At 68.0% G+C, this 25,725-nt stretch carries 28 protein-coding genes; 5 read left to right on the forward strand and 23 right to left on the reverse strand.

All coding sequences use genetic code 11. The features are described from left to right. Positions 1 to 11: 11 nt before the first annotated feature. Positions 12 to 452: a hypothetical protein gene (locus ACLIJ1_RS12710; RefSeq protein ID WP_411365900.1), complete on the reverse strand. Its 441-nt coding sequence runs from the start codon at positions 450 to 452 to the stop codon at positions 12 to 14. A gap of 181 nt (positions 453 to 633) precedes the next feature. Between ACLIJ1_RS12710 and ACLIJ1_RS12715 the strand changes: the two genes are divergently transcribed. Beyond that, complete coding sequence (locus tag ACLIJ1_RS12715) at positions 634 to 1,872, forward strand: MFS transporter (protein ID WP_411365901.1); 1,239 nt, start codon at positions 634 to 636, stop codon at positions 1,870 to 1,872. A 21-nt stretch (positions 1,873 to 1,893) separates the two neighbouring features. Here ACLIJ1_RS12715 and ACLIJ1_RS12720 read toward each other — a convergent pair whose 3' ends face one another. From ACLIJ1_RS12720 to flgB, 21 genes are all read right to left on the reverse strand, one after another. Then, positions 1,894 to 2,274, reverse strand: a complete 381-nt coding sequence (locus ACLIJ1_RS12720; protein ID WP_411365902.1) for a hypothetical protein — start codon at positions 2,272 to 2,274, stop codon at positions 1,894 to 1,896. A 19-nt stretch (positions 2,275 to 2,293) separates the two neighbouring features. Next, entirely contained in the window at positions 2,294 to 2,692 is a 399-nt protein-coding gene (locus ACLIJ1_RS12725) for a VOC family protein (protein WP_411365903.1), read from the reverse strand. 12 nt (positions 2,693 to 2,704) lie between these two features. Continuing rightward, a complete protein-coding gene (locus ACLIJ1_RS12730) occupies positions 2,705 to 2,920 on the reverse strand; it encodes a hypothetical protein (RefSeq protein WP_411365904.1) in 216 nt (71 codons plus the stop codon). Next, entirely contained in the window at positions 2,917 to 3,558 is a 642-nt protein-coding gene (locus ACLIJ1_RS12735) for a LysE family translocator (protein ID WP_411365905.1), read from the reverse strand. The genes ACLIJ1_RS12730 and ACLIJ1_RS12735 overlap by 4 nt, the downstream gene beginning before the upstream one ends. After that, on the reverse strand, positions 3,558 to 4,043 hold the full coding sequence (locus ACLIJ1_RS12740) for a hypothetical protein (protein WP_411365906.1): 486 nt from the start codon (positions 4,041 to 4,043) through the stop codon (positions 3,558 to 3,560). Before ACLIJ1_RS12740 ends, ACLIJ1_RS12735 begins: the two co-directional genes overlap by 1 nt. Positions 4,044 to 4,207: 164 nt before the next feature. Then, positions 4,208 to 4,606 carry a hypothetical protein gene (locus tag ACLIJ1_RS12745; RefSeq protein ID WP_411365907.1) on the reverse strand — a complete coding sequence of 133 codons (399 nt, stop codon included), beginning with the start codon at positions 4,604 to 4,606 and terminating at the stop codon, positions 4,208 to 4,210. 2 nt (positions 4,607 to 4,608) lie between these two features. Then, a complete protein-coding gene (locus tag ACLIJ1_RS12750) occupies positions 4,609 to 5,163 on the reverse strand; it encodes an isochorismatase family protein (protein WP_411365908.1) in 555 nt (184 codons plus the stop codon). Positions 5,164 to 5,191: 28 nt separating this feature from the next. Continuing rightward, a complete protein-coding gene (locus ACLIJ1_RS12755; RefSeq protein WP_411365909.1) occupies positions 5,192 to 5,485 on the reverse strand; it encodes a hypothetical protein in 294 nt (97 codons plus the stop codon). Positions 5,486 to 5,932: 447 nt separating this feature from the next. Next, positions 5,933 to 6,676, reverse strand: coding sequence for a 7-cyano-7-deazaguanine synthase QueC (gene queC / locus ACLIJ1_RS12760; protein WP_411365910.1), 744 nt, complete (start codon positions 6,674 to 6,676; stop codon positions 5,933 to 5,935). Between the two features lie 31 nt (positions 6,677 to 6,707). Then, positions 6,708 to 7,964, reverse strand: coding sequence for an HDOD domain-containing protein (locus tag ACLIJ1_RS12765; RefSeq protein ID WP_411365911.1), 1,257 nt, complete (start codon positions 7,962 to 7,964; stop codon positions 6,708 to 6,710). A gap of 19 nt (positions 7,965 to 7,983) precedes the next feature. Next, positions 7,984 to 9,216: a flagellar hook-associated protein FlgL gene (flgL, locus tag ACLIJ1_RS12770; protein WP_411365912.1), complete on the reverse strand. Its 1,233-nt coding sequence runs from the start codon at positions 9,214 to 9,216 to the stop codon at positions 7,984 to 7,986. Positions 9,217 to 9,233: 17 nt separating this feature from the next. Then, positions 9,234 to 11,147, reverse strand: coding sequence for a flagellar hook-associated protein FlgK (gene flgK, locus ACLIJ1_RS12775; protein WP_411365913.1), 1,914 nt, complete (start codon positions 11,145 to 11,147; stop codon positions 9,234 to 9,236). Between the two features lie 16 nt (positions 11,148 to 11,163). Further along, entirely contained in the window at positions 11,164 to 12,150 is a 987-nt protein-coding gene (gene flgJ / locus ACLIJ1_RS12780) for a flagellar assembly peptidoglycan hydrolase FlgJ (protein WP_411365914.1), read from the reverse strand. A gap of 7 nt (positions 12,151 to 12,157) precedes the next feature. Beyond that, on the reverse strand, positions 12,158 to 13,357 hold the full coding sequence (locus ACLIJ1_RS12785; RefSeq protein WP_411365915.1) for a flagellar basal body P-ring protein FlgI: 1,200 nt from the start codon (positions 13,355 to 13,357) through the stop codon (positions 12,158 to 12,160). Between the two features lie 20 nt (positions 13,358 to 13,377). Beyond that, entirely contained in the window at positions 13,378 to 14,040 is a 663-nt protein-coding gene (locus ACLIJ1_RS12790; RefSeq protein ID WP_411365916.1) for a flagellar basal body L-ring protein FlgH, read from the reverse strand. Positions 14,041 to 14,048: 8 nt separating this feature from the next. After that, on the reverse strand, positions 14,049 to 14,831 hold the full coding sequence (gene flgG, locus ACLIJ1_RS12795; RefSeq protein WP_411365917.1) for a flagellar basal-body rod protein FlgG: 783 nt from the start codon (positions 14,829 to 14,831) through the stop codon (positions 14,049 to 14,051). A gap of 12 nt (positions 14,832 to 14,843) precedes the next feature. After that, positions 14,844 to 15,584 carry a flagellar basal-body rod protein FlgF gene (flgF, locus tag ACLIJ1_RS12800; protein WP_411365918.1) on the reverse strand — a complete coding sequence of 247 codons (741 nt, stop codon included), beginning with the start codon at positions 15,582 to 15,584 and terminating at the stop codon, positions 14,844 to 14,846. A gap of 122 nt (positions 15,585 to 15,706) precedes the next feature. Then, the gene (flgE, locus tag ACLIJ1_RS12805) at positions 15,707 to 16,921 is read right to left on the reverse strand and encodes a flagellar hook protein FlgE (RefSeq protein WP_411365919.1); all 1,215 of its coding nucleotides are present in this window, start codon (positions 16,919 to 16,921) and stop codon (positions 15,707 to 15,709) included. 52 nt (positions 16,922 to 16,973) lie between these two features. Further along, a complete protein-coding gene (locus ACLIJ1_RS12810; protein ID WP_411365920.1) occupies positions 16,974 to 17,639 on the reverse strand; it encodes a flagellar hook assembly protein FlgD in 666 nt (221 codons plus the stop codon). 14 nt (positions 17,640 to 17,653) lie between these two features. Continuing rightward, positions 17,654 to 18,058: a flagellar basal body rod protein FlgC gene (gene flgC, locus ACLIJ1_RS12815; RefSeq protein ID WP_411365921.1), complete on the reverse strand. Its 405-nt coding sequence runs from the start codon at positions 18,056 to 18,058 to the stop codon at positions 17,654 to 17,656. Between the two features lie 10 nt (positions 18,059 to 18,068). Then, positions 18,069 to 18,470, reverse strand: coding sequence for a flagellar basal body rod protein FlgB (flgB, locus tag ACLIJ1_RS12820; protein WP_411365922.1), 402 nt, complete (start codon positions 18,468 to 18,470; stop codon positions 18,069 to 18,071). 162 nt (positions 18,471 to 18,632) lie between these two features. Here flgB and flgA point away from each other — a divergent pair, with 162 nt between their 5' ends. The 4 genes from flgA to ACLIJ1_RS12840 all read left to right on the forward strand — a co-directional run bounded on the left by flgA (position 18,633) and on the right by ACLIJ1_RS12840 (position 21,520). Next, the gene (flgA, locus tag ACLIJ1_RS12825; RefSeq protein ID WP_411365923.1) at positions 18,633 to 19,367 is read left to right on the forward strand and encodes a flagellar basal body P-ring formation chaperone FlgA; all 735 of its coding nucleotides are present in this window, start codon (positions 18,633 to 18,635) and stop codon (positions 19,365 to 19,367) included. A gap of 124 nt (positions 19,368 to 19,491) precedes the next feature. Beyond that, on the forward strand, positions 19,492 to 19,842 hold the full coding sequence (flgM, locus tag ACLIJ1_RS12830; protein ID WP_411365924.1) for a flagellar biosynthesis anti-sigma factor FlgM: 351 nt from the start codon (positions 19,492 to 19,494) through the stop codon (positions 19,840 to 19,842). 17 nt (positions 19,843 to 19,859) lie between these two features. Next, complete coding sequence (locus ACLIJ1_RS12835; protein WP_411365925.1) at positions 19,860 to 20,225, forward strand: hypothetical protein; 366 nt, start codon at positions 19,860 to 19,862, stop codon at positions 20,223 to 20,225. Between the two features lie 155 nt (positions 20,226 to 20,380). Further along, positions 20,381 to 21,520: an acyltransferase family protein gene (locus tag ACLIJ1_RS12840; RefSeq protein ID WP_411365926.1), complete on the forward strand. Its 1,140-nt coding sequence runs from the start codon at positions 20,381 to 20,383 to the stop codon at positions 21,518 to 21,520. On the opposite strand, the gene ACLIJ1_RS12845 is transcribed toward ACLIJ1_RS12840, so the two are convergent. Then, on the reverse strand, positions 21,481 to 25,689 hold the full coding sequence (locus ACLIJ1_RS12845) for an FkbM family methyltransferase (protein WP_411365927.1): 4,209 nt from the start codon (positions 25,687 to 25,689) through the stop codon (positions 21,481 to 21,483). The two genes, ACLIJ1_RS12840 and ACLIJ1_RS12845, sit on opposite strands and share 40 nt — an antisense overlap. Between the last annotated feature and the right edge of the window lie 36 nt (positions 25,690 to 25,725).

Here is a 25,725-nt window from a genome sequence, read left to right on the forward strand (position 1 = left end):
AGGGCTTCGGTCTAGGCGGCGCGCGGGTACTGCAGCTCGGCCCGCAGACCCGAGCCGTCGGGTCGGCGCTCGTTCACGCTCACGCGCACGCCCGACCGGTCTTCCCGGACCACCAGCTCGACCACGCCACCCTGCTGCAGCGCGTGGTCAACCAGCTGGTCGATCTCCTGGCGCATCGCCAGCACCTGGCCAGGAACGCGGTGCGTGGGCACGCCGGTGCGTCCGCCCGCATCGACCAGCAGGCGCACCCGCTGGCCGCGGGCATGCCGTTCCGCCACCAGGCGCACCACAAGGGCACCCAAGTCCAGCGGATCCTTGTTGACCTCGACCGCAGGTATGCCCGCCATGGCGCGACTGGCCACTTGCCTGGGCAGGCGCGGCAACTGGGGCTGTGGCTTCGAACGCCACAGCGCCGAACGCAGTTCTTTCAGGATGGAGACGAGGGCGGGCATGGTGCGACCCAGTGTAGGAACCGGGGCGCGGCGAAAACGCCGGAGTTGCGGGGAAAAACCCGTTCAATCCCGCGGCTCGGGCAAGCCATGGACGAGGACAACCGGGGGTTTCTACCAAGGCCTCGCACCCGAGGGTGGCGGACCTGTCAGCATCGCCGCTGATTTTTCAAAGTCCCATTCCGTGCAAGCTTCTGCCGCCGACTCCCGCCATTCCGCCCTTCCCGCTGCTCCGACCACCCGCCCCGGCCCGGCCATGTGGGCCATGGGCATGGGCGCCTTTGCCATCGGCACGGGCGAGTTCGTCATCATGGGACTGCTGCCCGAGGTCGCCAAAGACATTGACGTCACCATTCCGCAGGCCGGCCACGTCATCAGCGCCTACGCGCTGGGCGTGGTGATCGGCGCGCCGGTGCTGGCCGTCGCGGCCGCCACGTGGGGCCGCCGTGCACTGCTGGTGGCGCTGATGCTGGCATTTGCGCTCGGCAACTTCGCCAGCGCCGCGGCGCCCGGCTATCTCTCGCTCAACGCGCTGCGCTTCCTGACCGGCATGCCGCACGGCACCTACTTTGGCGTGACCGCGCTGGTGGCCGCGGCCCTGGCCCGCCCGGACCAGCGGGCGCGCGCGATCGGACTGGTGATGAGCGGGCTGACGATCGCGACGCTGCTGGGTGTGCCGCTGGCGGCCTGGCTGGGCCAGCACTTCGGCTGGCGGGCGGCGTTCGTGCTGGTCGGCGCCATCGCCCTGCTGGCCGCCGGTCTGATCCATCGCCACCTGCCGGTCATGGCCGCGCCCGCCGGCGCCAGCCCGCTGCGCGAACTGGGTGCGCTGCGCAACAAGCAGGTCTGGCTCACGCTGGGCATCGGCGCGATCGGTTTCGGCGGACTGTTCTCGGTGTTCAGCTACGTCAAGCCGACCATGATCGAGGTCGCTGGCCTGCCGCTGGCCGGCGTACCGGTGGTGCTGGCGATGTTCGGTCTGGGCATGGTCTCGGGCAATGTGCTGGGCTCTCGCCTGGCCGACAAGGCGCTGATGCCGACCGTGGGCGGCATGCTGGTCTGGTCGATCGTGGTGCTGTTGGCCTATGTTTTCACCGCGCAGCATGTGGTGCTGGGGGCGATCAACGTGTTCCTCATCGGCACCACCGTCGCCATCGGCCCGGCGCTGCAGATCCGGCTGATGGACGTGGCCGGTGATGCGCAGGTGATGGCCGCGGCGCTCAACCACTCGGCCTTCAACACCGCCAACGCGCTGGGTGCCTGGCTCGGCGGGCTGGCGATCAGCGCCGGGCTCGGCTGGACCTCGACCGGCTGGGTCGGCGCCCTGCTGGCGGCGGCAGGCCTGGGCATCTTCGGCTGGGCGCTGGCCGATGCGCGCCGGCACCCATCGCAAAAACACAAAGGGCCGGTGCGGTTGGTGTGAGCGAAGGCCGGGCGGCAGCCGTCAGGCAGCCAAAGCCCCCATCGCCCAGGCCAGCGCACAGGCGATGACCGTGCTAGCCGCGATCGAACCGATGAAGCTGCGGGTCAGGAAGCCGCCAGCATCTGGTTTGAAGAAGGTGCGCAAATCCCCGGTGTAGAGAAAGTACGCCAGCTGCAGCACCAGCGGCAGCAGCAGGATCCATTGGCGCGTGTGCCACCCGAGGTCTCGGGTCAGGAACAGCACCGCCGCAGACACCAGAAACAAGGGCACGGCCAGCGCGGCCTGAACCACGGGCGCCACACCGACCTCGCCGCCAGGAAAACGGCTGCGCGTGACAAGCACGATGTTGATCAGGAACGCCAGCACCACAAGGCCCAGCAAGTAGAAATACAGAGAGTCCATGGTGGCGGGTTCCAGATGCTCAGGGGGAGACGGGTGCGTGACAGGCCACGCACAGCTTGTTGCCTTCGGTGTCCCGGACGTAGGCGCCGTAGTAGTGCGCGTGGTACTCGGGCCGCAGGCCCGGCGGACCTTCGCAGCGACCCCCGTGGGCCAGGGCGGTCGCGTGGGCACGGTCGACGGTGGCATGGTCGTCGGCCAGGAAGGCGGTCATCTGGCCGTTGCCCGGTGCGTGCGCCTGGCCATCGAAGGGCACGCCAATCAGGAACAGCGGGCGCGGACCCGGCGAAGACTGCCAGCCGGCCCAGGGCCGCTCGGGCTCGCAGAAGCGCTCGGCCACGCCCAGCACCGGCATCAGCGCCCGGTAGAAGGACAGCGCGCGGGGAAAGTCGGACACGCCGATGAAGATGTGGGAGAACATGCGCTGCTCCGTTCAGGGTCGCCAGAAATACGGCACCGCCGCGATCGCCGCGCCGACCAGCAGCGTCATCAGCGTGCCGGTGACGAAGTACGGAAACACCATGAGTGCGACACCGCTGAGCAGCGGCGATATCGCGCGCTGCTTGCGCCCGTACAGCGCGTAGCCGGCGCCCAGTGCTCCGAAGAACACTGCCAGCAGCAGTGAGGTGGTGTCGGCGTTCGGGTTCATGACAGCATTGCCTTCGCGCGCAGTTCCTGCAACGTCGTGGCCAGCAGGCGCAGGCCGAAAGCGCCAACCAGCGCGCCTGCCCCACGGTTGAAGGCCCCGCGCCATCGCTGGTAGCCGGACTGGATGCGGCCATGCGAAAACGCCAGCGCGAGAAACACATGCCAGACCACCGCGTTGCACCAGACCAGCAGCACCGCGCCGGCCAGCACGCCCACACCCGGCGAGGGCGGCAGCGCGGTCGCGAACACACTGCCGAAGAACAGCGCGGTCTTGGGGTTGAACACATTCGTGATGAAGCCCATGCGGAACGCGGCGGCGCGGCTGGTCGTCACCGCCGTGACCTCCTGCGCCACCGCGGCCGGCGAGCGCCAGAGCTTCCAGGCCACGTAGCAGAGATAGATACCACCCGCGATCTGGAACGCCTGGCGCAAGGCCGGGTGGGCAGAGAACACCGCCCCCATGCCCAGGATCGCCAGCGAGGCCCAGAGAAAGGTGACGGTCGTGATGCCCGCGACGGCGGCGAGCGACACACTGCGCGCGCTGCCCGCGGCCAGCTGCGCGATCAGCACGAAATTGACACCGGGGGTGGCGAGCACGACCCAGTGCAGGACGGCGATGGTGAGGAAAGTGGAAAGCATCATTGGTCTCCCAGTCGCTTGGGCAGCTTTTCCTTCAATTGCGCCGCCAGCGACTTTGCCTCTGCCTCATCTAGCCCAGTTCCCAGGCGAATCGTGCGGGCACCATAGTCAAACGCCAGCCATCCGTCCTTGGAGGAAAACAAAGGAAACAGTGGCGTTGTCCAGGCCGGGGGGTTGGAAAACGCCGAGCCCTGCCTTGGGACCACGCGCAAATCCCTGACATCGGCCAACCGGTACGAACGCGTCCAGCCCATACCGGCGGCCTCGATGCGATATACAAGCGACGTCGGACCGATGTCCACGATCTCCTTGCCCGCCAGTTGCCAGAGAATCGTACTGGCCACAGATAGGCCACCAAGCGTCCACCCGATCAGCCACGCCACGATGAACAGCTGTACACCACCGGGTGAGCCGCTGAGCATCCTGATGGCAGCGGCTTCCCCAAGCGCCCACCCCACCGACCATGCCATGTAGAACAACAGCATGAGCCAGAGGCGCCGAGCTGGAATCACGGCCCGCAAACCATCGGGCCGCATTTCAATGTCGTAACGGGGTAGTTGCAGGGGTACGTGCATAGCGATGGGGAGTGACAGCGAAAGAACTGCCAGTATTCACGAAATTGGCAACGCCGAAGCGATGAGGAGAAGAATCATGAATCCCTCCTCCCGCCGATCCGTTCCGCTTCGGCCTGGGCCTCCTGCCGAAGCGCACCCCATGGACATGCCTTTGCAAACTCGCTCAGGACATGGCCCGCTTCCTCCACTTGCCCCGCAAGCATCCGATCGTCCGCCTGCACCGCAGCTGCCATCCATGCCCGCTCCCAGTCGCGCTCATTGGCTCGCAGGTCGAGCACCACCTCGGCGAACTGCTCCGGCGTCAGCCGGGGTGGCACGTCCTGGCCGCTAAGACACAGCGCCACGTGCGCGCGCAGCAGGGCCTCGGTGTCCGGCGAACACCGACGCGCGATCTCGTTGCGGTCGTGGATTGCCAGATCGTGGAACCACGCGATCGACGCCTGGCGCCGCGCCTTGTCGTCCACGCCGTCCATGCTCAAAACGCCAACTCTTCTGCCGTCACCACCCGGTTCTTTCTGCCCGGGTAGGCCACCCACTGCATCACCACGTTGAACTCCCGCACGATGTCCTTGGCCTCGACCGCCTCGCCATTGCCCATCGGCATGGTCTTGGCGATGTGGGCGTCGCCAATCAGGCTCAGGTCGTAGCCGCGCTCCAGCGCCCCGTAGGCGGTCGCGCGGATGCACCAGCTGGTCACCGCGCCACACAGCACGATGTGCGACACCCCGCGAACGGCCAACTCGGATTCCAGCGTTGTCTTCTCGAACGAAGAGTTGAAGTTCTTGTAGACACGCACGTCTTCGGGCTGCGGCACCAGCGCCGGCACCCATTGCCATTCGGCGCTGCCCTTGGGCAACTCCTCCTCGTCGTGCTGCACCCAGATCACCGGCACACCCGCGTCGCGCGCCTTGCGCACGGCGAGCGCGATGTGATCGATCTGCTGCGAAACGTCGCCGGCTTCGGCGACGACGCCCACCTGCACATCGACGACGAGCAGTGCTGATTGGGTACCTGGGCGGATGGTGGCCATGAGAGAACTCCAATTCAAAAAGTCAAGGTCATGGAGCGATGCGGCGGTAGCGCCCCGCCCCGGGTTCGCCCGCCTCGCGAAGGATCAGTCGCTTGCCATCGGCGGCCATCACCGTGAACGTGTAGCTCAGCGCTGGCTCCGAGGGAACCCGGACTTCCAGCCTGCACCCCTTCAAACTCCACTGACCGTCGGTGATCTCGGGTCGCTCATGCAGCCACGAATGGAACACCCGCCGGCCATCTTCCACCGCCAGCTCCATCTGCTCGAATGCACCGGCTCGGGAGACCCGCTCCCAGGAACCCGCCAGGGACTTCTCGGTCACGGCGCAACCGGCCCAGGACAGGGCGGGAGCCAGAGCACATACCGCTGCAGTGGCGAACTTAACTTGAGACATGTGGTGGTTCAAGGCGGCCTCAGGACTTGCTGACGCAACGAAACTCCAGCTTCGCGCTTCCCGCCCGCACGAACGGAATGGGATCGACGGACTCACTATGTATGGTTTCAACGCCCCGACTGGTGGTCGCGCAGTGCGCGTTGGCCTCAACATAAAGTTCAGCCAACACCCTCGCGCCCGAGGCACCCGGCGCCGCACGGTCTTTCGCAACCATGAACGTGTCTCTGTCCATCGGTATGACGCCAGTGCTGGAACAAGCGCCGCCCACCGAGGAAAAAGCCAGCAGCAACGTGCCCCCAAAAGCCCTCTTTGTAGCCATCGCACTCACTCGTTCGACTCCCCGAAAAAACAAGGCAGATTCGGTCGAATGTCCGATCACTCCGCCCGATACCGCTCCCACCCGCGCGCCCGCAACTCACACGCCGGGCAAGCCCCACACCCATAACCCCACTCTTGCCGGTGCTCCCTGTCGCCGAGGTAGCAGGTGTGGGTGTGCTCGACGATCAGGTCCACCAGGGCGTTGCCTCCGCCGACCAGGCGCGCGGACTCACCCAGCGCTTCTGCCATGCGCCAGGTCTCTGCCTTGTCGATCCACATCAGCGGGGTGTCGATCAGGAAGCGGTGGTCCATGCCGAGGCTGAGGGCGACCTGCAGCGCTTTCATGGTGTCGTCGCGGCAGTCGGGGTAGCCGCTGAAGTCGGTCTCGCAGACGCCAGTGACGATGACCTGGATGTCGCGCCGGTAGGCGAGCGCGGCGGCCAAGGTGAGGAACAGCAGGTTGCGGCCTGGCACGAAGGTGTTGGGCAGGCCGCTGGCTTCCATCTTGAAGGCCATGTCGCGGGTGAGCGAGGTTTCGCTGACCTTGCCGAGCACGGCGAGGTCCAGCAGGTGGTCTTCGCCCAGGCGTTCGTTCCACGCCGGGAACTGCTCACGCAGCTTCTGCAGCACCACTTGCCGCGCCTGCAGTTCGACGCTGTGGCGCTGGCCGTAATCGAAGCCCAGGGTCTCGACGCGCGGATAGCGCGCGAGCGCGTGAGCCAGGCAGGTGGTGGAGTCCTGTCCGCCGGAGAACAGGACGAGGGCGCTGGTGTGGTGGGCGGTGCGGGTCGGGGCGTTCATCCGCCCATGGTAGCGGCAGTGCGTGGGGGCACTACACCCCTCTCAGGGGTGCCTGCGGCTCCGGTGCCAGGCCGTGGTCGCGGCTGGTCGAGAGCATGCGCAGCAGGGCGCGGTTGGCTTGTTCCAGCGAGACCTCGTGCTTCTCGCAGACGCCGGCCAGCGCCTGGATGCTGTCGGGTTCGCCCTGCGCGCGCGCGATGTCGAGCAGCGGGTGGTACGGCCCCCCGTGGCTGACCAGGGCGTCGGCCACTCGGTCGTTCAGCGGCAGGCGGTCGATCAGATTGGCCAGTGGCTCGTGCATCAGGCGGTCGAGCTGGGCAAAGATGGCGGTGGTGTAGACCTCGGCGCGCAGTTCTTCTTCCGCGCCGGGGTCGAGCAGATGCTGTGCGAGACGCGCCCGCATGACCAGGCCGTAGCGCACGGGGTGCATCGCCAGGTCGGTGTCGGCGCCGGCCAGCTGGTCCACCAGCCAGTGATCCAGTGCCGAGAAGCCGAACATCATGATCGCGTGGCGCAGCGAGTCGATTTCGTGGCGGCCGCCGTAGGCTGCGGAGTTGACGCGGGAGAGCAGTCGGTAGACCAGCACCGGGTCCTGCCGCACGTAGCGCTCGATGCGTTCGATCGAGGCGTCCTTGTCGAGCGCCTGGCGCAGCAACCGGATCACGATCTCGTCGCAGGCGGGGGGGGTGTGGCGACTGGCATAGAGCACGTCGTCGTCGGGCCAGCCCAGGATGCCCCAGGCGCCCGCTTCGTCCAGGCAGTGGTCGGCCAGCCCCCGGTTGCAGACATTGCGGTAGATCTGCCCGGGACGGATCGGTGTCGGGTGCGGCGGCATGGGCTGGCCTTCGACCGGCCGGGACTGCAGCGCCTCGAGCGCGTCTTCGGCGCTCAGGTGCAGCAGGCTGCGCGCGTCCAGCGGTGCGACGAATTCGCGCCGCACCTCGGCCAGGTCGCCGCGCCGCAGCAGCTGGTGGCCGTGGCGGGTGGCCATCGAGAGCATGGCCATGCTCTCGGTGTGTTCGAACAGCACGGCCGGCACTTCGAGCCAGGTGTTGGGCACCGGCGCGCAGCGCAAGGCCTGCTGCAGCAGTTCGGGCGAATCGAGCGCCAGCACCAGCACCGGCGCATTGACCGGCCAGTCGTCGCCCAGCACCTGCATCAGGTGGGCGGCGTCGACCGAGGCGGGTTCGGTGGGCAGCACCGACAGCCGCACCGCCGCGAGCAGGCGCCGCCGGTTCCAGACCGGCTGGTAGGCCATGGCGACGCTGTCGAGGACGGTGTGGCTCATCGGGTTGTTTCGCTGGGTGTCAGCTCACGTACTGGAACAGTGAGAGCTTCTGGATCGAGGCGTAGGACTTCATCGCGGCCTCCAGGCCGACCTGCTGCGCCTGGAACTCGGAGATGCCCTTGACCATGTCGAGGTCTTCGAGTGAGGACTTCTCGGCGGTGTGGTCAACCTCGCGGTCGCCCAGCAGGTCTTCGATGGTGTCGGCGCGGTTGAGCCATTCACCGGCCTGGGCGCGTGCGAGCAGCACCCGGTCGTGGCCAGCGTCGAGCTCGGTCAGCGAGCGGCCGAGGTCCTGCGTGCGGCGCGCGCTGTCGCCGGTGTCGTTGGTGGGGGTGCGCAGCGCGTCGATGGCGTCCTGCATGACCTTGAACAGGTCGGTCGGTGAGTCGGCGGGCGCGATGGACATGGTGTCGCCGGCCTTGGGTGCGCCGGTGAGCTGGAACGACATGCCGTCGAACTCGACCTGCATGCCGGCGGTGTAGGTCACGCCGGTCTGCCCGGCGACCGGTGTCGCGGTGGTGAGGTCGGTCACGCTGTACTGGATCACGCCGGCAACGTCGGCAAAGTCGATCTGGTAATCGTGGCCGGTGAGGGTCGAGAGATTGGTCACCTTGCCGATGTCGCTGCGCGCACTGCCGGTGTTGGCGGCGCCCTGGTCGAGCACGAAGGTGCCGTTGCCCTGGGGCACGCGCATGAAGACGGTGTTGCCGTCCATGGACTGCGGCAGCCGCACGTCGGTCGCGGCCTGCTGGCCACGCTGGCCGTCGAAGCGCACCTGGCCGCTGCCGCTGCCATATTCCTGCACGAACGGCGTGCTGGAGCCGCCCAGGCCACCGAACAGGCTGCGGCCGGCGCTGTCCTGCCGGTTGGCCACGGAGAACAGCTGCTCGCGCAGCCCTTCCATCTGCGCGGCCAGCGCCTCGCGCTGGGTATCGCCGTAGGCCGCGTTTCCGCCCGCCACCATCAGGTCGCGCACGCGCTGGATCAGGTCGCCAGCTTCGCCGAGTGCGCCTTCGGCCTGCTGCATGGACGTGCGCGAGGCATCGATGGCGCGCTGGTCGGAGGTGATGCGCGAGAGCCGGGTCTGCACCGACTCGGCCAGGGCCGCAGCAACCGGGTCGTCGCTGGCGCGCACCACGCGCTTGCCCGACGAGATGCGCTCCTGCTGCTCGACCAGGTCGGACTGGCGCTTGGTGAGCTGGGAAATCGTGGTGTCGTAGGAGTGGGCGGTGGTGACGCGCATGGGGGTCATGGTGGTTCTCCTGGCGGTCAGCGCACGGTCTGCAGCAGGGTGTCGAACATGCCCTGTGCGATCTGCATGTACTTGGCGGCTGCCTGGTAGGCCTGCTGGAACTGCAGCAGGCGGGCAGCCTCCTCGTCGAGGTTGACGCCCGCGACCGCGGCGCGTGCGCTCTCGGCGCTGGAGGCGACGCTGCCCGAATAGTCGGCGGCGAACTTGGCGCCCTGCACCCGGGTGCCCATGTCCGTCAGCAGCGAGGCGTAGCCGTTGGACAGCGAGGCGCCTTCGAAGGTCGCCAGGTCGCGCAGTGCCAGGATGCCGACCGCGTTGCCGGCGTTCTGGCGCTGGTCGGCCGAGGGCGAGGGCGTGATGGCGAAGCTGTCGCCCGCGGCGGGCACGCCGCGCAGCGTCAGGCTCCAGCCGTTGAGAACGATGGGCTTGCCGGGCGTGTAGTTGTAGCTGGCCGGCGGGCCCACGTTGTCGGGCGGCGGATTGCCGGGGCCCAGGCCGGTGGCGGTGAAGCTGCCGTCGGCCAGGAAGGTCAGCGTGACCGGGTCGGTCAGGTTGGCCGAGGGCTCGACGGGATACATGCTCTGCACGCTGACGCCGCCGATGTTGCCGCTGGCCGGGCTGACCACCACCGGGCTGGCCACAGCCAACCGGTCGGCGGCGCTCACGCTCATCTGCATGTTGCGCGCCACGTCGCCAAACGGCTTGACCAGGAAAACGTCGCCCGCAGCGCCGGCCCCCGCATCCAGCTGGAAGCTCAGGCCGTCGAGGTCGGCGGGCAGGCCGGCGAACGAGGTGATTTCGCCATCGGACAGACGCACGATGTCGACGCCTGCGGCGGTGAAGTTCAGCTGGTAGTCCGAGGCCCGCAGGGCGCTCGGGTTGCTGACCTCGGCGTGCAGCGTGGCATTGCCGGTGTTGGTGCCGGCGGCCAGGCCTGCGGCGTCGGCGATCGGCACGAAGAAGTCGGTGCCGGTATCGCCGCGCAGGTCCACACCCAGCTGGTGCTGGGTGTTGAGCAGGGTGTTGGTCGCCAGGGCCATGCGGCCCATCACGTTCTGCACATCGTGCAGGTCCCCGTTGAGGAACTCGAGCACGCCACCCAGCTCGCCGCCGAGCGCACTGTCGGGCAGCTTCATCGTGGTGCTGACCGACTGGAACACGATGGTCGGGCGGGAAGAATCCGGGTCGCCCTGCTGCACCGCCAGCGACGAGGCCTTGCTGCCCATCACCAGCGGCTGGCTGCCGGCGACGAACACGCTGTAGCTGCCGTCGTCGGCCGCCAGCGTGGTCACCTGCACGTACTTGCTCAGCTCGCCGATCAGGCTGTCGCGCTGGTCGAGCAGGTCGTTGGGCACGCCCACGTCGCCCTGGCTCTCGATGATCTGCTGGTTGATCTTGGCGATGTCCTTGGCCAGGCGGTTGACGTTGGTGACCGTGTCGCCGATCTGCTGGCGCGCGCTGGCGGCGAGCATGTCGACCTGGCCGGCGGTGTCGCGCAGGCGCGAGGCGAATTCTTCCGACTGGCTGAGCACGGCCGAGCGCGCCGCGAGGTTGGTCGGCGACGTGGAAACGTCGGACCAGGCGTTGAGCATGTCGTTGAGCGCCACACCCAGGCCGTTCTCGCCGGTGGGGAACAGGTTCTCCAGCTGGTTCAGCCGCGCCAGCCGCTGGGAGTCGGCCGACGAGACGGCGCTGGCCAGCTGCGATTCGCGGGTCAGGTAGGCATCGTGCGAGCGCGTGACGTTGTCGATCTGCACGCCCATGCCGTAGAAATTGCCGCCCAGGGTCTGGTACCCGGCGGTGACCATGGCCACGTTCTGGCGCGAATAGCCGGCCGTGTTGGCGTTGGCAATGTTGTGGCCAATGACCTGCAGGGCCGACAGGTTGGCGTTGAGCGCCAGGTTGCCGATGTTGAGGGCCGAGGAAGACATGGTGTTTCCTCAGGCCTCAGCTTTGCGCGCGCTGCAGGTTCAGCGTGGTGTTGATGGCACGGCTGAGCTTGGACGCGTACTGCGGGTCGGTGGCGTAGCCCGCACGCTGCAGGCTGGACGCAAAGCCGTGCACCGAGCCGATCTGGTCCATCGCCTTGTCGTAGCGCGGGCTGCGCGTGATCAGGCGGGCGTAGTCGCGGAACGAGTCGGCGTAGGAGTCGTAGGCGCGAAAGCGCGCCGTGGTCTTGCGCGGCACGCCGTTGACGTATTCGGTGGTGCTGACCTCGGCGACCTTGCCCTTCCACGAGGGCGTGGCCTTGATGCCGAACAGGTTGTAGGACGGTGTGCCGTCGGCGTTTCGGATCTCGCTCTTGCCCCAGCCGGTTTCGTGACCGGCCTGGCCGATCATGTAGCTGGCCGGGATGCCGGACTCGCGCGCCACAGTGGCGGCGGCCTGGTTGTGCAGGTTGACAAAGGCCGCCTGGCGCTGGCCGGACGGCAGGCCGCGAATGCTGGCGTTGCCGCCGGCCGGGGCGCTGCCTTCGACCATGGCAGGTGCCGATCTTTCGACAGGCGCGTACTTCAGCAGGGCCTTCATGGCCGAGCGGTTGAGCGGCTTGAAGCTCTGGCCTTCGACCGCGCCACCGGCTTCGACGCCCGACGCGTCGGCGCCTTCGGCGCTGCCGCCCTTCATCTGGCGGCTGAGCTGGCGCTCGATCGAGGCGCTCAGGCCGCCGGGCAGGCCCGAGAGCTGCACCGCCATCTGCTGGTCGAGCAGGTCGGTGCCCAGGTCGCTGCCCTGCCCTTCGAGCAGGCCCGACTTCTGGGTCGCTTCGCGCATGCTCTTGATCAGCTCGCGCATGAACAGCGACTCGAACTGTTTGGCCGCTTCCTTGAGCGCACCCTTGCCACCGTCGCCTTCTTTGGCGGCGCTGTACTTCAGCGCATTGAGCGCGCCGGGATCGGCGGCCAGGCCCTGGGTGGTGGGTTGCAGCGTGGACATGACGGCCTCAGATCACTTCCAGTTCGGCGTTCATCGCGCCCGCGGCCTTGATCGCCTGCAGGATCGCCAGCAGGTCCTGCGGCGTCGCGCCCAGGCCGTTGAGCATGCGCACCAGGTCGGCCAGCTGCGGCGCGGCATCCATCTTGATGAGCGCACCGGCGTCCTGGGTGATCTTGATGTCGGTCTTTTCCGCGGTCACGGTCTGGCCCTGCGACAGCGGGTTGGGCTGGCTGACCACCGGGGTCGAGCTGATGCTGACCGAGAGGTTGCCATGCGCGACCGCGCAGGGGCCGAGCGTGACGGCCTGGTTCATGACGATGGAGCCGGTGCGGGTGTTGATCACCACGCGGGCGGTCGGGATGGTGGCCTCCAGCGGGATCTCTTCGATCTCGGCCAGGAAGTTCACGCGCTCGTCCGGGTTGGCCGGCGCGCGCAGCTTGACCACGCGGCCGTCGACCGCACTGGCGACACCCGTGCCCATGCGGTCGTTGATCGCCTGCGCCACGCGGCGGGCGGTCTGGAAGTCGGCCGAGTTCAGGCCCAGTTCGATGGTGTCGCCCATGGCGAACGCGGTCGGCACCGTGCGTTCGACCTGTGCGCCCGAAGGAATGCGGCCCGCGCTCAGGTGGTTGATCTGCACCTTGCTGCCGCCGCCGGAAGCGCCAGCACCGCCGACCAGCAGATTGCCTTGCGCCAGCGCGTAGATCTCGCCGTCGGCGCCCTTGAGCGGCGTGGTGATCAGCGTGCCGCCGCGCAGCGACTTGGCGTTGCCCATCGACGAAACGGTGACGTCGATCGTCTGGCCCGGCCGCGCAAATGGCGGCAGCTGCGCCGTCACCAGCACCGCCGCCACGTTCTTCATCTGCGTCTTGGCGTCCGCCGGCAGGGTCAGTCCCAGCTGCTGCAGATAGTTGGTCATGCCCTGCGAGGTGTAGGGCATCTGTGTGGTCTGGTCGCCCGTGCCGTCCAGGCCGACCACCAGGCCAAAGCCGGTCAGCTGGTTGGTGCGCACGCCCTGCACCGCCGCGATCTCCTTGATCCGCATGGCGTGGGCATCCATCGGCCAGCCCAGCCAGACCACGACGCCCACCGCCAGCGCGCTCCAGCCCAGCAGGCGGCGCAGCCACAGGCCGCGTGCGTTGCGGCGAGCGAACAGGGTCCGGCGGAAACCGGATTCGAGCGGGATGGGGCTGTGCAGCGGGTTCATGAGAAGGATGCTAGGCAGCCTCAGAACGGGAAAACATTCAAAAAGAACCGTCCCAACCAGCCAATTGAGAGCGCTTCATCCACTGCGCCTCGTCCTCGCGACTCGATCCGGGCGTTGGCGACCTGGGTCGAGGCGATCACATTGCCCGGCAGGATGTGGCGCGGATCGACCGTGCCGGAGAAGCGCAGCACGTCGACGTTGCTGTTGATCCCGATCTGTTTTTCGCCAGCGACCAGCAGGTGGCCGTTGGGCAGCACTTCCTGCACGGTGACGGTGATCGTGCCGGAGAAGTCGTTCTGGTTGGCGTTGTCGCCCGTGCCGGCGAACTTGTTGCTCGAATCGGCGCCGAGGTTGAAGTTGCGGTCGCGGCTGAGTTCCTTGGCCACAATGCCGGGGATCGCGGTGACCGAGCCGGAGACGTTGCCGGTGCGGTTGAGGTTGGCCGACGAGGACTGGCTGGCGGCGACCTTCTCGGTGATCGTGATGGTCAGGATGTCGCCGGGCATCCGGGCGCGCGGGTCTTCGAAGGCCGGCCGGTAGCGCGCGGCCATGAACAGGCTGCCGCCAGTCTGCGCCGGCGACGGCGCCTGCACATACTGGATCGGCCGCACCGGCACCACATCGACCGGCTTGGTCATGCAGCCGGTGAGCACGATGGAGACGAGCAGCAGGAGGTATTTCATGGGCGTGCTCACAGCTGGCCCAGGCGCTGCAGCATCTGGTCGGATGTCTGGATCGCCTTGGAATTCATTTCGTAGGCGCGTTGCGTCTGGATCATGGTCACCAGCTCCTGTACCACGTTGACGTTGGAGGTCTCGACATAGCCCTGCATCAGGGTGCCCATGCCGGCCGAGCCGGGCGCACCGGTGGTCGGGTTGCCCGAGGCCACGGTCTCGGTGTAGAGGTTCTGGCCGCGCGGCTCCAGGCCGGCCGGATTGATGAAGTTGGCCAGCTCGAGGTTGCCCAGCTGCTGCGGCGTCGCGTTGCCCGGCACGGTGGCGGTCACCACGCCGTCCTTGCCGATGGTCACGCTCTGCGCTTCGGCCGGCACGGTGATGTCGCCGGCGATGGCCAGGCCGCTGGAGGTCACCAGCTTGCCCTGCGCGTCGACCTGCAGGCTGCCGTCGCGGGTGTAGCCGGTGGTGCCGTCGGGCAGTGCGACCTGCAGGAAGCCCTGGCCGTTGATGGCGATGTCCAGCTGGTTGCCCGACTGCTGCAGGCTGCCCTGGCTGAACTGGCGCGAGGTGGCGACGGTGCGCACACCCAGGCCCAGCTGCAGACCGGTCGGCAGGTTGTTCTGCTCGGTATCGGCCGCGCCGACCTGGCGCAGGTTCTGGTACATCAGGTCCTCGAACACGGCGCTGGCGCGCTTGAAGCCGTTCGTGGACACGTTGGCCATGTTGTTCGAGATCACGTCCAGCTGGGTCTGCTGGGCCTGCATGCCGGTCTTGGAAATCCAGAGTGAGTTGATCATGGTGTGCTCCTATCAGCCGTTCATGTTGAGCAGCTGCGCTGCGGTCTTGTCGTTGGTTTCGCCGTTCTGGATCATGCGCATCTGCATCTCGTACTGGCGGGAGACCGCGATCATTCCGACCATGGCCTCGATGGGGTTGACGTTGCTGCCTTCGAGCGCGCCGCCCATCACGCGCGCATTGGGGTCGGCGTCCAGCGGCTCGCCCTGCACGGGGCGGAACAGGCCGTCCTCGCTGCGGTGGATCTTTTTCTCGTCGCTGGGCGTGACCAGCTTGAGCTTGGCCACGCGGGTGGGTGCCTGGTCACCGACACGGGCGGTCAGCGTGCCGTCGGCACCGAAGGACAGCTGCGCATTCGCCGGCACGCTGATCGGCGATCCGCCGTCGTCGAGCACCGGCAGGCCGTGGGCATTGACCAGGGCGCCGTCGGCGCTGACCTCGAAGGCGCCACCGCGGGTGTAGGCCTCGGTGCCGTCCAGGCCCTGCACCGCGAACCAGGTGTTGTCGCGCGCGGCGACGTCCAGGCTGCGGCCGGTCTGGTTCACCGGACCCTGGACCTCGGAATGCCCGGCCGTGGCTTCGAGCGCGAAGACCCGCGAGCTGGTGCCATCGCCGCGCACCGGCACGGCACGGAAGGTCGCCAGCTCGGCGCGGAACCCGGGCGTGGACGCATTGGCCAGGTTGTTCGCCAGCAGCTGCTGCCGGTAGGCAGTGGCGTTGGCGCCGGTCATGGCGGTGTAGATCATGCGGTCCATACAGAGCTTCCTTTGGCCTTTGTCCCCGGCTTTCGTCGCGAGGTGCCGCGGAACCGGCTTGGCCGGGCCGCTGGCGCCGCCCCCTTGAGGGGGTCACGCGAAGCGTGGCAGGGGTGTTTCGTTTAGCGCATGTTGAGCAGCGTGCTCAGGATCTGGTCCTGCGTCTTGATGGTCTGGGCGTTGGCCTGGTAGGCGCGCTGGGCGGTCATCATGTTGACCAGCTCGGCCGTGAGGTCGACGTTGGAGTCTTCCAGTGCCCCGGGGCGCAGGTAGCCCAGCTTGCCCTCGCCGGGCGCGCCGCGCACCGGTTCGCCCGAGGCGAAGGTCTGCGACCAGTTGCCGCCGCTCATGGGCGAGAGGCCCTGCACGTTGCGGAAGTTGACCAGGGCGATCTGGCCGGCGGCCTGCGACTGGCCGTTGGAGTACTTGGCGGTGATCACGCCAGCCTCGCTGATGCCCAGGCTGGTGAGTTCGCCGGGGCGGTAGCCGTCCTGCGTGAGGTTGTTGATCGCGAAGTCGGCGCCGAACTGCGTGGCGTTGTCGAAGTTCAGGTCGATCATGAAGGTCTGTGCCGGGTCGTTGGGCGAGGCCAGCTGCAGCTGCGGCACCACGGTCGCGGGATCGAGCGTGCCGTCGGCCAGGAAGCTGATCGCGAACGGCACGGAGGCGGCAGGGTCGGAACCGTTGACGCTGGTGTAGACGTCCCAGGTGTTGTTGGCGGTCTTCTGGAACACCAGGCCGACCGGGATCTCGATGCCCTGCGGGTCGTAGGCGTTGAACGAGGTCGCGTAGGTGCCCAGCGGCGTGGGCGGCACGGCGGCAGCGGCGATGGGGGCGCGGGCATCGACGTTGAATTCGACGCTGGCGGTGGTGGTCTGCTTGGCCGGGATCGGGCCGCCGGTGGGCAGGGTCAGGGGCACCGATTCGAAGCCCTGGCGCACGCCGGCCACATCGGTCGGATAACCCATCAGCTGTCCGCCCATGTTGGTCACGATCTCGCCGTCGCGGTTGAGCTTGAACATGCCGGCGCGCGAGTAGGACATCGAGCCGTCGGGCATGGTCAGTTCGAAGAAGCCGTTGCCGTTGATCGCGACGTCCAGGTCGTTGCCGGTGACCGTGATGTTGCCCTGCGTGAACAGCTGCGAGACGGTCGAAACCTGCACGCCGATGCCGGCGTTGATGCCGCCGGCCGAGTTGATCGAGCTGGCGTAGATCTCGCCGAACTCGGCGCGGGAGGCCTTCATGCCGACGGTGTTGGCGTTGGCGATGTTGTGGCCGATCACGTCCAGGTTGCGGCTGGAGGCGTTCAGGCCGGAGAGTCCTTGCTGGAATGCCATGGTGGTGTCCTTCGGGGGGTGGTGATCTGGAGAAAAGTCGGGATGGCGGTGCTCAGATGAAGCCGCGCACCTGGTCGTAGCTCAGGGTGCGGCCGTTCTGCAGCTGCAGGCTCATGGCGCCGTTGTTCAGGCCCACGGAGGCGATGCGCACCCGCTGGAGTTCGGTGTCGGTGACGGTGGTGCTGCCGCTGGTGGCGCGCACCGCGAATTTCGCGACCTGGCTCGGATCGATGGCACCGGCGTTCCACTCGAAGCCGTGCTGTCCCGCGCTCTGTGCGCCCAGGTCGATGGTGTCCAGCGTTTCGCCGCTCTTGCCGATGATGTCGACCTTGACGCTGCTGGCGGCGCCGTCGAGCGTGAAGGCGCCCTTGCCGGTGCCGCCGTCGAAGGCCAGCGCGTCGCCTTCGACCAGCGCGTCCTTGCCGATCAGCGTCGTGCCCTGCATCGCCTGCGAAGAGGCCATCTGGTCGGCCATGCCCTTGAGCGTCTCGTTGAGCTGCTGGATGCCGCTGACCGTGTTGATCTGCGCCATCTGCGTGGTCATCTGGGCGTTGTCCATCGGGTTGAGCGGATCCTGGCTGTTGATCTGCGCGACCAGCAGCTTGAGGAAGCGGTCCTGCATCGCCTGCGGGTCGCTGGTGTTGTTGCCCCCGGTGCCGGTGGTGCTGCCCACGGTGGTGCCTAGGTTGCTCAGGTCCAGTGAGGTCATCATGGTCATGGTTCAGGTTCCCTTCATTGGCCCATCTGCAGGGTCTTGAGCAACAGCGACTTGGCGGTGTTCATCACCTCGACGTTGTTCTGGTAGGAGCGCGAGGCGGCGATCATGTTGACCATCTCCTCGACCGGATTGACGTTGGAGTGCGTCACATAGCCCTCCTTGTCGGCGCTGGGGTGCTTGGGGTCGTAGACGCGCTTGCCGGGGGTCTCGTTCTCGGTGATGTCCTTCACCTTGACACCGGCCGTGGCGTCGTCGCCCATGGGCACGGTCTGGAACACCACCTGGCGCGCCTTGTAGCTCTTGCCGTCTGGGCCGGCGACCGCGTCGGCGTTGGCCAGGTTGCTGGCCACCACGTTCAGGCGCTGGGCCTGCGAGCTGATCGCACTGCCGGAGACGCCAAAGATCGAAAACATGGACATGAGGTTCTCCTTACTGGCCGGTGATCGCGGACAGCATGGTCTTCACGTTGGAATTGATGAAGCGCAGCGTCGACTCGTAGCGGATCGTGTTGTCCACGAAGTTGGCGCGTTCGCGGTCGAGGTCGACCGAGTTGCCGTCCTGCGACGGCTGTGTCTGCACCGAATAACCCATCTTCGGGTCGCCGGGCTGCGCGCCCGAGAGGCGCATGTGTCCTTCGGCGGTCTGCACCAGGCCCTGGCGGTTGCTGCCGCCGGTGGCGTCCTTGAGGGCGGCGGCGAAGTCGAAATCCCGGGCGACATAGCCCGGGGTGTCGGCGTTGGCGATGTTGCTGGCCAGCACCTGCTGGCGGTGCGAACGCAGCATCAGCGACTGGCCGTAGGCGTCGAGCCGGGCGGTCATCTGTTCGAGCATGGCGTTCTCCAGAAGGGTTGACAGGTCGGCCTGCGAGGGAGTAAGCGGCCGGGTTGCGGACAAGTGTGCGAAAACTTGAGGGTTGGCAGCGCCGAAAGAAAGCGCGTGTTTGGCCGTCATTTCGGTCCTTTGCGCTGGGAAGTTCGCTCATACATTGATCACATGGACAACTGTCTGACTTCCTTCTTCCGCCGGCTGGGCTGGCTGCTGGCCGGCCTGCTGGCGAGCGGCTTCGCGCACGCGCAGGCCAGCGGCGCCAACGCGCAGCTCGAACAGATGGCGCGCGACTGGGTGCAGCCTGCGCTGGCCGCGGCGGTCGGCGTCGACGGTGGCGGCCGGCTGCGGCCCGAGATCGTGATGGGTTCGCTGGACGACCGGCTGCAGCTGGCGCCCTGCGCCCGCATCGAACCCTACCTGCCACCGGGCACCCGCCTGTGGGGACGCAGCCGGGTCGGCCTGCGCTGCCTTGAAGGCCCGGTGCGCTGGAATGTGTTCATGCCGGTCACCGTCAAGGCCTGGGGCCCCGGCTGGGTGGTCAAGCGCCCGATCGCGGCCGGCACGGTGCTGGCTCAGGAAGACGCCGAAATGGCCGAAATGGACTGGGCGGAGCAGCCCTACGCGGTGCTGGCCAACCCGGAACGCTGGGTCGGACTGCAGGCGGCCTATGCGCTGCAACCCGGCCAGGCCCTGCGCCAGAACATGGTGCGCCCCACGCCGGCCTTCGGCCCGGGCGCCCAGGTCCGGGTCAGCAGCGTGGGATCCGGCTTCCAGGTGGTGGTCAGCGGCGAGGCCCTGACCGCTGGCGTGCAGGGCCAGAGTGTCCGGATCCGTCTGGGCAGCGGCCGGATCGTCACTGGCACGGTGCGCGACGGCCAGACGGTCGACGTGCGTTTGTGAAACCTTTTTTACCCAGATTCGGCGAGGATTTTGTGATGTACTCCACAAAAAAGGGCTCAAGTCCTCCCGTTTTTGAGCCGATAGTCATTCCACAACGCCCCGGATACGGGGTCTGGAGAGTGAAATGAAAGTCGAATCGTCTTCACCGGATTCCTATATTGGTTCCGTCGCGGGTGGCCCCCAGAAGGCCTCCGAACGCCCGAGCGCCGGCGCTGAAGCGGCTGCTGCCAGCGGCGCTGCCGCGGCGGCGTCTGCCCAGCCCCAGTCTGGCGTCACCGTCACCCTGTCCTCGTCGGCCACGCAGGCCCTCTCGGGCGCAGGCAACAACGATGTCTTCAACGCCGACAAGGTCGAGGCCATGAAGGCCGCGATTGCCGACGGCAGCTTCAAGGTCAACGCCGAAGCCATCGCCGACAAGATGCTGTCCAACGCGGCCGAAATGCTCGGCGCCAGCGCCGGCGGCTCCCGCACCTGATCTTCAAGGCAACCACCATGAACCTGCGCCCCAGCACCCATCCCTGGATCGTCGCCCTGCGCGTCGGCCTTGACGGTCTGGAGAAGGCGCTGCTGCAGGGTGATGCGCCGGGCGTTGAACGCGCCAGCGCCCATGTGCAGAGCGTCCTGCAACGGGCGCCGAAGACGGCCGACCTGGCCGTGCCGGGCAGCACGCTGCGCGAAGACATGATGGCCGCCGCCCAGCGTTTCGGGCAATTGCGCCAGGCCGTGCTGCGTGCACAGGCCCAGAGCCAGCGCGCCGTCCACAGCCTGCTGCCGCAACAGGCTCCGGGCACCTACGGTCGCCTGGGCGGCCAGCACGCCTCCACGGGTGGCGCAGGCCGGGCCTACCTCTCCGCCTGATCCCTCGCGGCCGCGCGGCCGCCAGAGTCTCCCCGCCACGCCGACATCTGTCGGCGTTTGTCTTGGCGCGTCCCTCGATCTCTGCGTAACATGCGGTTACGTTGGGAGTTCATCGCACGGCAGGCGCAAGACCTGCCCACCAGAGGGCATTGGTCATGCACCGCACCCCGTCACGCCGGGAGCTCGTGGGAGAAAACCGCCTGTTCGGCATCGAACTGGTGCGCATCGCCATGGCACTGGCCATCGTGGTCTGGCACTACCAGCATCTGGCCATGGTCGCTCACCCGGCCGTCGCCTTCGTCAAGGAACAGCAGCCGTTCTATGGCGGCCTGCGCTGGCTCTATGAATACGGCGCCTTCCGCGTGCCCACCTTCTGGAGCATCAGCGGCTTCATCTTCTACTGGCTCTACCGCGAGTCGATCCCGGCGCGCAGCGTGACCGGCCGCGACTTCCTGGTCCTGCGGATCTCGCGCCTGCTGCCCATGCACTGGCTCACCCTGCTGGCGGTGGCGCTGCTGCAGGCGCTCTACCACCAGACCAACGGCAGCTTCTTCGTCTACACCGTCAACGACCTGCGCCATTTCGTGCTCCAGATCTTCCTGGCCAGCGACTGGGGATTCCAGTCGGGCTACAGCTTCAACGGCCCGATCTGGGCGGTGTCGGTCGAGGTGCTGGTGCTGGCCCTGTTCTTCGTGTTGCTGCGCACGCTGGGCGGGTCGATGCGGGTGGCGCTGACCGTTCTGGCGATCGCGCTGGCGCTGCGGCTGTCGCTGCAGGTGCACTCCCCGGTGGTCGATTGCGCGATGTATTTCTTCGCCGGCGGCGTCGCGGCGCTCGCGCTGGCCCGGCACGAAGCGATGGTGCGCTGGCGCCGGCCGGTGGTTGGCGCGGTGCTGGTGCTGGGCGCGGCCGGTCTCTGGCTGCTGGACCAGCAGCAATGGCTGACCGATTTCGCGCTGCGGCCCTTCCTGCTGCTGGCTTACCTGCCGCTGCTGATCTTCCTGATCGCGCGCCCGGTGGCCGTGCCGGCGGTGATCACACGCCCGGTGCGCCAGCTCAGCAACGCGACCTACACGATCTACCTGCTGCACTTTCCGTGGCAGCTGCTGCTGGCCTGCCTGTTCTCGGCCACGGACACGCCAGTCCCGTTCTACAGCCCCTGGTTCTTCGGCGCCTTCATGCTGTCGACGGTGGTCTTCTCGGTCATCGTCAACCAGCGCTTCGAGCAGCCGGTGCAGGAATGGCTGCGCCGGGATCAGGGCAGACGCAGGCGGGTGGCGGTCACGTCCTTGTGATCCATGCCGTAGGCGTAGCCGTGGGCCTGCAGCCAGTCCAGCGCCTCGCGCACCTCGGATTCCTGCAGGTTGTAGTACTCGAAGTTGATCACCTTGGGCTGCAGTCGGTCGATCGGAAAGCTCTGCAGGATCGCCCAGTCGTGTCCCTCGGTATCGATCTGCAGCAGGTCGATCGCGGTGATGCGGTGCTCGGCCAGCACGCGCTCGAAGGTCGTGCAGGGCACCGCTTCGCGCACCGTGTTGGCCTCGACCAGCGCGCGCGTGGCGGCGTCGATCTTCTTGCCCCCCAGCGCATTGCGGTCGTTGTAGAACGATGAGATGCCCAGCGCCCAGTCGGGCAGCTGCCCCTGGTTCACCACCGATTGCGGGATGCGGTACATCTCGCGCGAACCCTCCTGCGTGTCGATGGCCGCCTGCACCAGGGTGAGCCCGTCGCAGCCAGCGTAGTTGCGCCGGAGATTCTCAAACATGTCGGGCAGCGGCTCGAACAGCACGCCCTGCCAGGCCTGGTTCCGGATGCGCTTGTGCAGCGGATCGAACTTCACGCCGTCCATGGCGCCAACCTGCAGGAAGAACACGCGTTCGCCGGCCTCGCTGCGCAGCGCGTGCAGGTAGTCCATCAGGCGGCCGAGGTCGGTGTTCACGCCGGGCCAGACATCGACCGGACGGCCGCCGGCCTGGGTTGTGTGGCGCACCGGCACGTCGTAGTCGTGGCACCAGGCCCGGTCTTCGCGCCGGCTGCGCACCAGCGCGTCGGGCACCACCGGCTTGGGCCGCTTGTTCACCACCGCGCGCGAGGCCTGGTAGTGCGTGACCACCGGCGCCGCACGCTGCGCTTCGGCGGCCGGGTTGTCGAAGATGTGGGTGTAGGGCTCGGGCAGCCAGCCGGTCACCAGGGTGCCGTCGCCGCTGCACTCGGCCCAGGCCTGATCCAGCAGCATCTGGTCCCAGATCAGCGGGCGCAGACGGGACAGCTCGATCCAGCGTTCGAGCAACCGGATCGACGCGTCGCTGCAGGAAAAGTAGGCGGTACCGCTGGCGAACTCCCAGCCGTCGTACTTGTGCACCGCGAAGTCGAAGGCCGGCGGCACCGAGGGACGGGCATTGAGCCGCGCATCGGCGTCGACCCACAGCACCGGGCGCTGCAGCTCCAGCAGGCACTGCAGGATGAAACCAGGCTTGAGGCTGCAGTTCGCCTCCCACGAGCCTGCGCTGTCGATGCCGACCACGCAATAGGGCACGTCGCCCAGCGCTTCGATCGATTCGATCAGGCCGCGCGCCTGCTCTTCGTAGGGCGTGTTCTTCGTGTAGAAGCTCACCACCACGGGGGCGTCGTGCGGCTGCAGCACCGGCAGCACCGAAGGCACACCGACCCAGAGGTGCTGCCCGTCGGCGTCGATGCTGCACAGCGCCTCGTAGCCCTGGCGCAGGTCGGCCTGGCTCCGGTCGTGCCGGGCGATCACGCACAGCGTGTCCGAGCGGTGCACCAGGGCGCCGGCCTGCGGCTGCAGCGTCAGCGGCTCGGCCAGACCCAGCTGCGCCAGGCAACTGGTCAACACCTCCATGGCGGCTTCGGTCGGCGGTGCCATGACCGGCGCCTCGTTCGCGGGCTGCCCCTGGTCTTCTCCGGTTGTGGTGGCCCAGAGTTGCAGGAACTGTTCGATGCGCGCCGGAAAGGCCGCATCCACCGGCCGCTGCAGGCGCGCCAGATGCGCGGCCCACTCGGCCGCGCCGCGGGCCACCGCTTCCGGCTCGGTGTCGATGAGCAGGCTCTCGAACTGGAAGGCCACCTCGGCGCGCAGCCGCTCGAAGCGCGCCGGCCAGGCACTGGCATCGAGCACCGTGTCGAGAAAGCCGTCGGCGTTGCCAGGTTCGCCCATGACCGGCGGCAGGCCGTCGCGGCAGAGCGCGCTGCGTCCCAGCAGCCCGAAGGGCTTGTCGAGAAAAACAGCGTCGAACTGCAGTGTGGCGAGCGTGAAGAAACAGACGTCGGCCGCGTCCAGCAGACTGCTGACGTCCTCGCGCACGCCGATCACGCGAGGGTCGCCTGGCAGGCGCAGGCAGCGCCCGGCGGCCGCATTGAAGGGATGTTCCTGCACCAGCAGCCAGTAGCCGCGTGCGGTCAGCGCCTGCGCGAGCGCGTCCAGACGCTGCTGCAGCAGCGGGCCAGAGAGGTCGTGCAGTTCGCGCACGGTCGCGTTCGCCATCGTGTTCATGCCGGGCTCGCCGTGCGTGAACAGCACGGCCACCTTGTCCCCGGACGCCATGCCCAGTTTCTCGCGCAAGGCCTCGCGCCCCATCCGTTCGGTGCCGGCATAGCGACCCAGGCTCGACGCCTGGGTGGCGCGCTGGCGCAGGGCATCCAGCACCAGTGGGTGCGGCCGGTAGCGTTCGCGCTGGCGGGCACTGGCCAGGCTGGTCGAGAGCTCGCCCAGCAGGTGGCTGCCGCCGAGGTCGAACATCAGCGTGTTGCGCACCCAGCCGCGCTCGCCGGACCAGTACGGCACCTCGGCCGCCCGCGCGCTGTCGCGCAGCACCCGGGTCAGCGGATTGAGCGCCTGCCAGCCCAGCACCGCCGCCGGGCGCAGGGTCTGGAGCAGGTCGCGCAGGAAGGCCTGGGCCAGCCGCAGGTTGTCGCGCGCCGTGTCGTGGTCGCAGCCGTACCAGCCGACCGCGTCGTGAATGTCCTGTTCACTGACCGCTTCACCCGCCGACGGCAGCGCCGCGAAATGCCGGACGAAGCCCGTCAGCTCGAACGGCATGTCGATCACGTGCAGCGACGGATCGCGCACGGGCGTGGTGCTCAGCAGCATGAGCGCGTGCCCGCGCTGCGCGAGCTCCTGGGACAGCGCTGACCAGAAGGCTTCGACCCTGGGGTCGACCTCGGCCGGCACGCAATGCATGGCCAGCACCAGGCCACCGGCCAGGTGCTCTGCGCCGGCGCTGGCCGACCAGGGCGGCTGCAGGGCGGCGTAGGCCGGCGCAGCGTAGTCGATGGAGAGTTCGAGGGCCGGCTTGCGGCCCGTCATCACCCACCACTCGCTGTCCGGCGGCAGGTCGGTGTCCACCGGCACTTCGCGCAGCGTGCGCGCCAGCGGCGCCCACTGGTTGCCCTGGATGCGGCGCTTGCAGCCGCTGGCGATCTGCTGGTGCAGCCGCTCGCGCACGAAGTGGCGGGCGAACTGCTGGCGCAGCGTGTCGAGGGTGTAGACGTGCAGGTGGTGCGGGTTCGGGTCCTCGCCAGTTTCGTCGGACCAGTCGTTGGGCACGCTGGCGATGATGCGGCCGCCGGGACGCAGCAGGCGCGAGAACTCGGCCAGCAGGCCCTGCGGGTCCTGCACATGCTCCAGCGTCTCGAACGACACCACCACGTCGAAGCTGTCATCGGGCCAGGCCGCGAGATGATCGGGCAACCAGCCCTGCACGTACTCCAGACGTGCCTCCGCTGCGGCATAGTTGGCGCGGCCATAGTCGATCGCGTAGTCGCTGCCGTCGACGCCGGTCACGCTGTGGCAGCGGGTCAGCTGCGACAGCACGTAGCTGCCGTAGCCCAGGCCGCAGGCGGCGTCGAGCACCCGGTCACCGGCGCGCACCAGATCGGCCGCCAGGTGGTAGCGGATCACGTGCGCGTCCGAGCGTTCGCCGGCCTCGCGCAGCATGTCCATGTGCAGGTCACGCTCCTCTTCCAGCGCCTGCAGGGGATAGGCGAGGCGCGCGGCTTCCGGCGGCTTTTCCAGCGGCAGCACCAGCGGCCCCGCGTCCTGCTGCAGCGCCTCGTAGTCGAGCATCAGGTAGTAGGAAGGGTGCTTGCGCAGACCGCTGGCAAACGCCAGGCGTTCGAGCGCCTTGCGCAGCACGGCGCCTTGCGCCGGCGATCCCAGCAGCACCAGCACCAGCCGCCCGGCGGGCGCCGCCATGAAGCGCGCCAGCGCCAGTCGCCAGCGGTCGCCGTCGAACGCCGCGCCGCGCACCACCCACACGCAGGTCGCCTCCGTGCCGGCCGCGAACTCGGGCAGTCCGGCGGTGTCGGGTTTGTGGTGGCTCCAGTGGCGGGGCAAGGTCGACAGCCCGGCGTCGTGCCGGTCGGTGGCACTGGCGTGCAGCGCGGCACCGCCCTCGATCGCTGTCACCACGTGCGCCAGCAGCGCTTCGGGTCTGCGGTGTTCCATGTCCATCTCGGTGTCCTTGTCTTGAATGGCGCTGGC

Origin of the sequence: Hydrogenophaga sp. RWCD_12, assembly GCF_046604225.1 — a bacterium.
Classification (GTDB): Bacteria; Pseudomonadota; Gammaproteobacteria; order Burkholderiales; family Burkholderiaceae_C; genus Hydrogenophaga.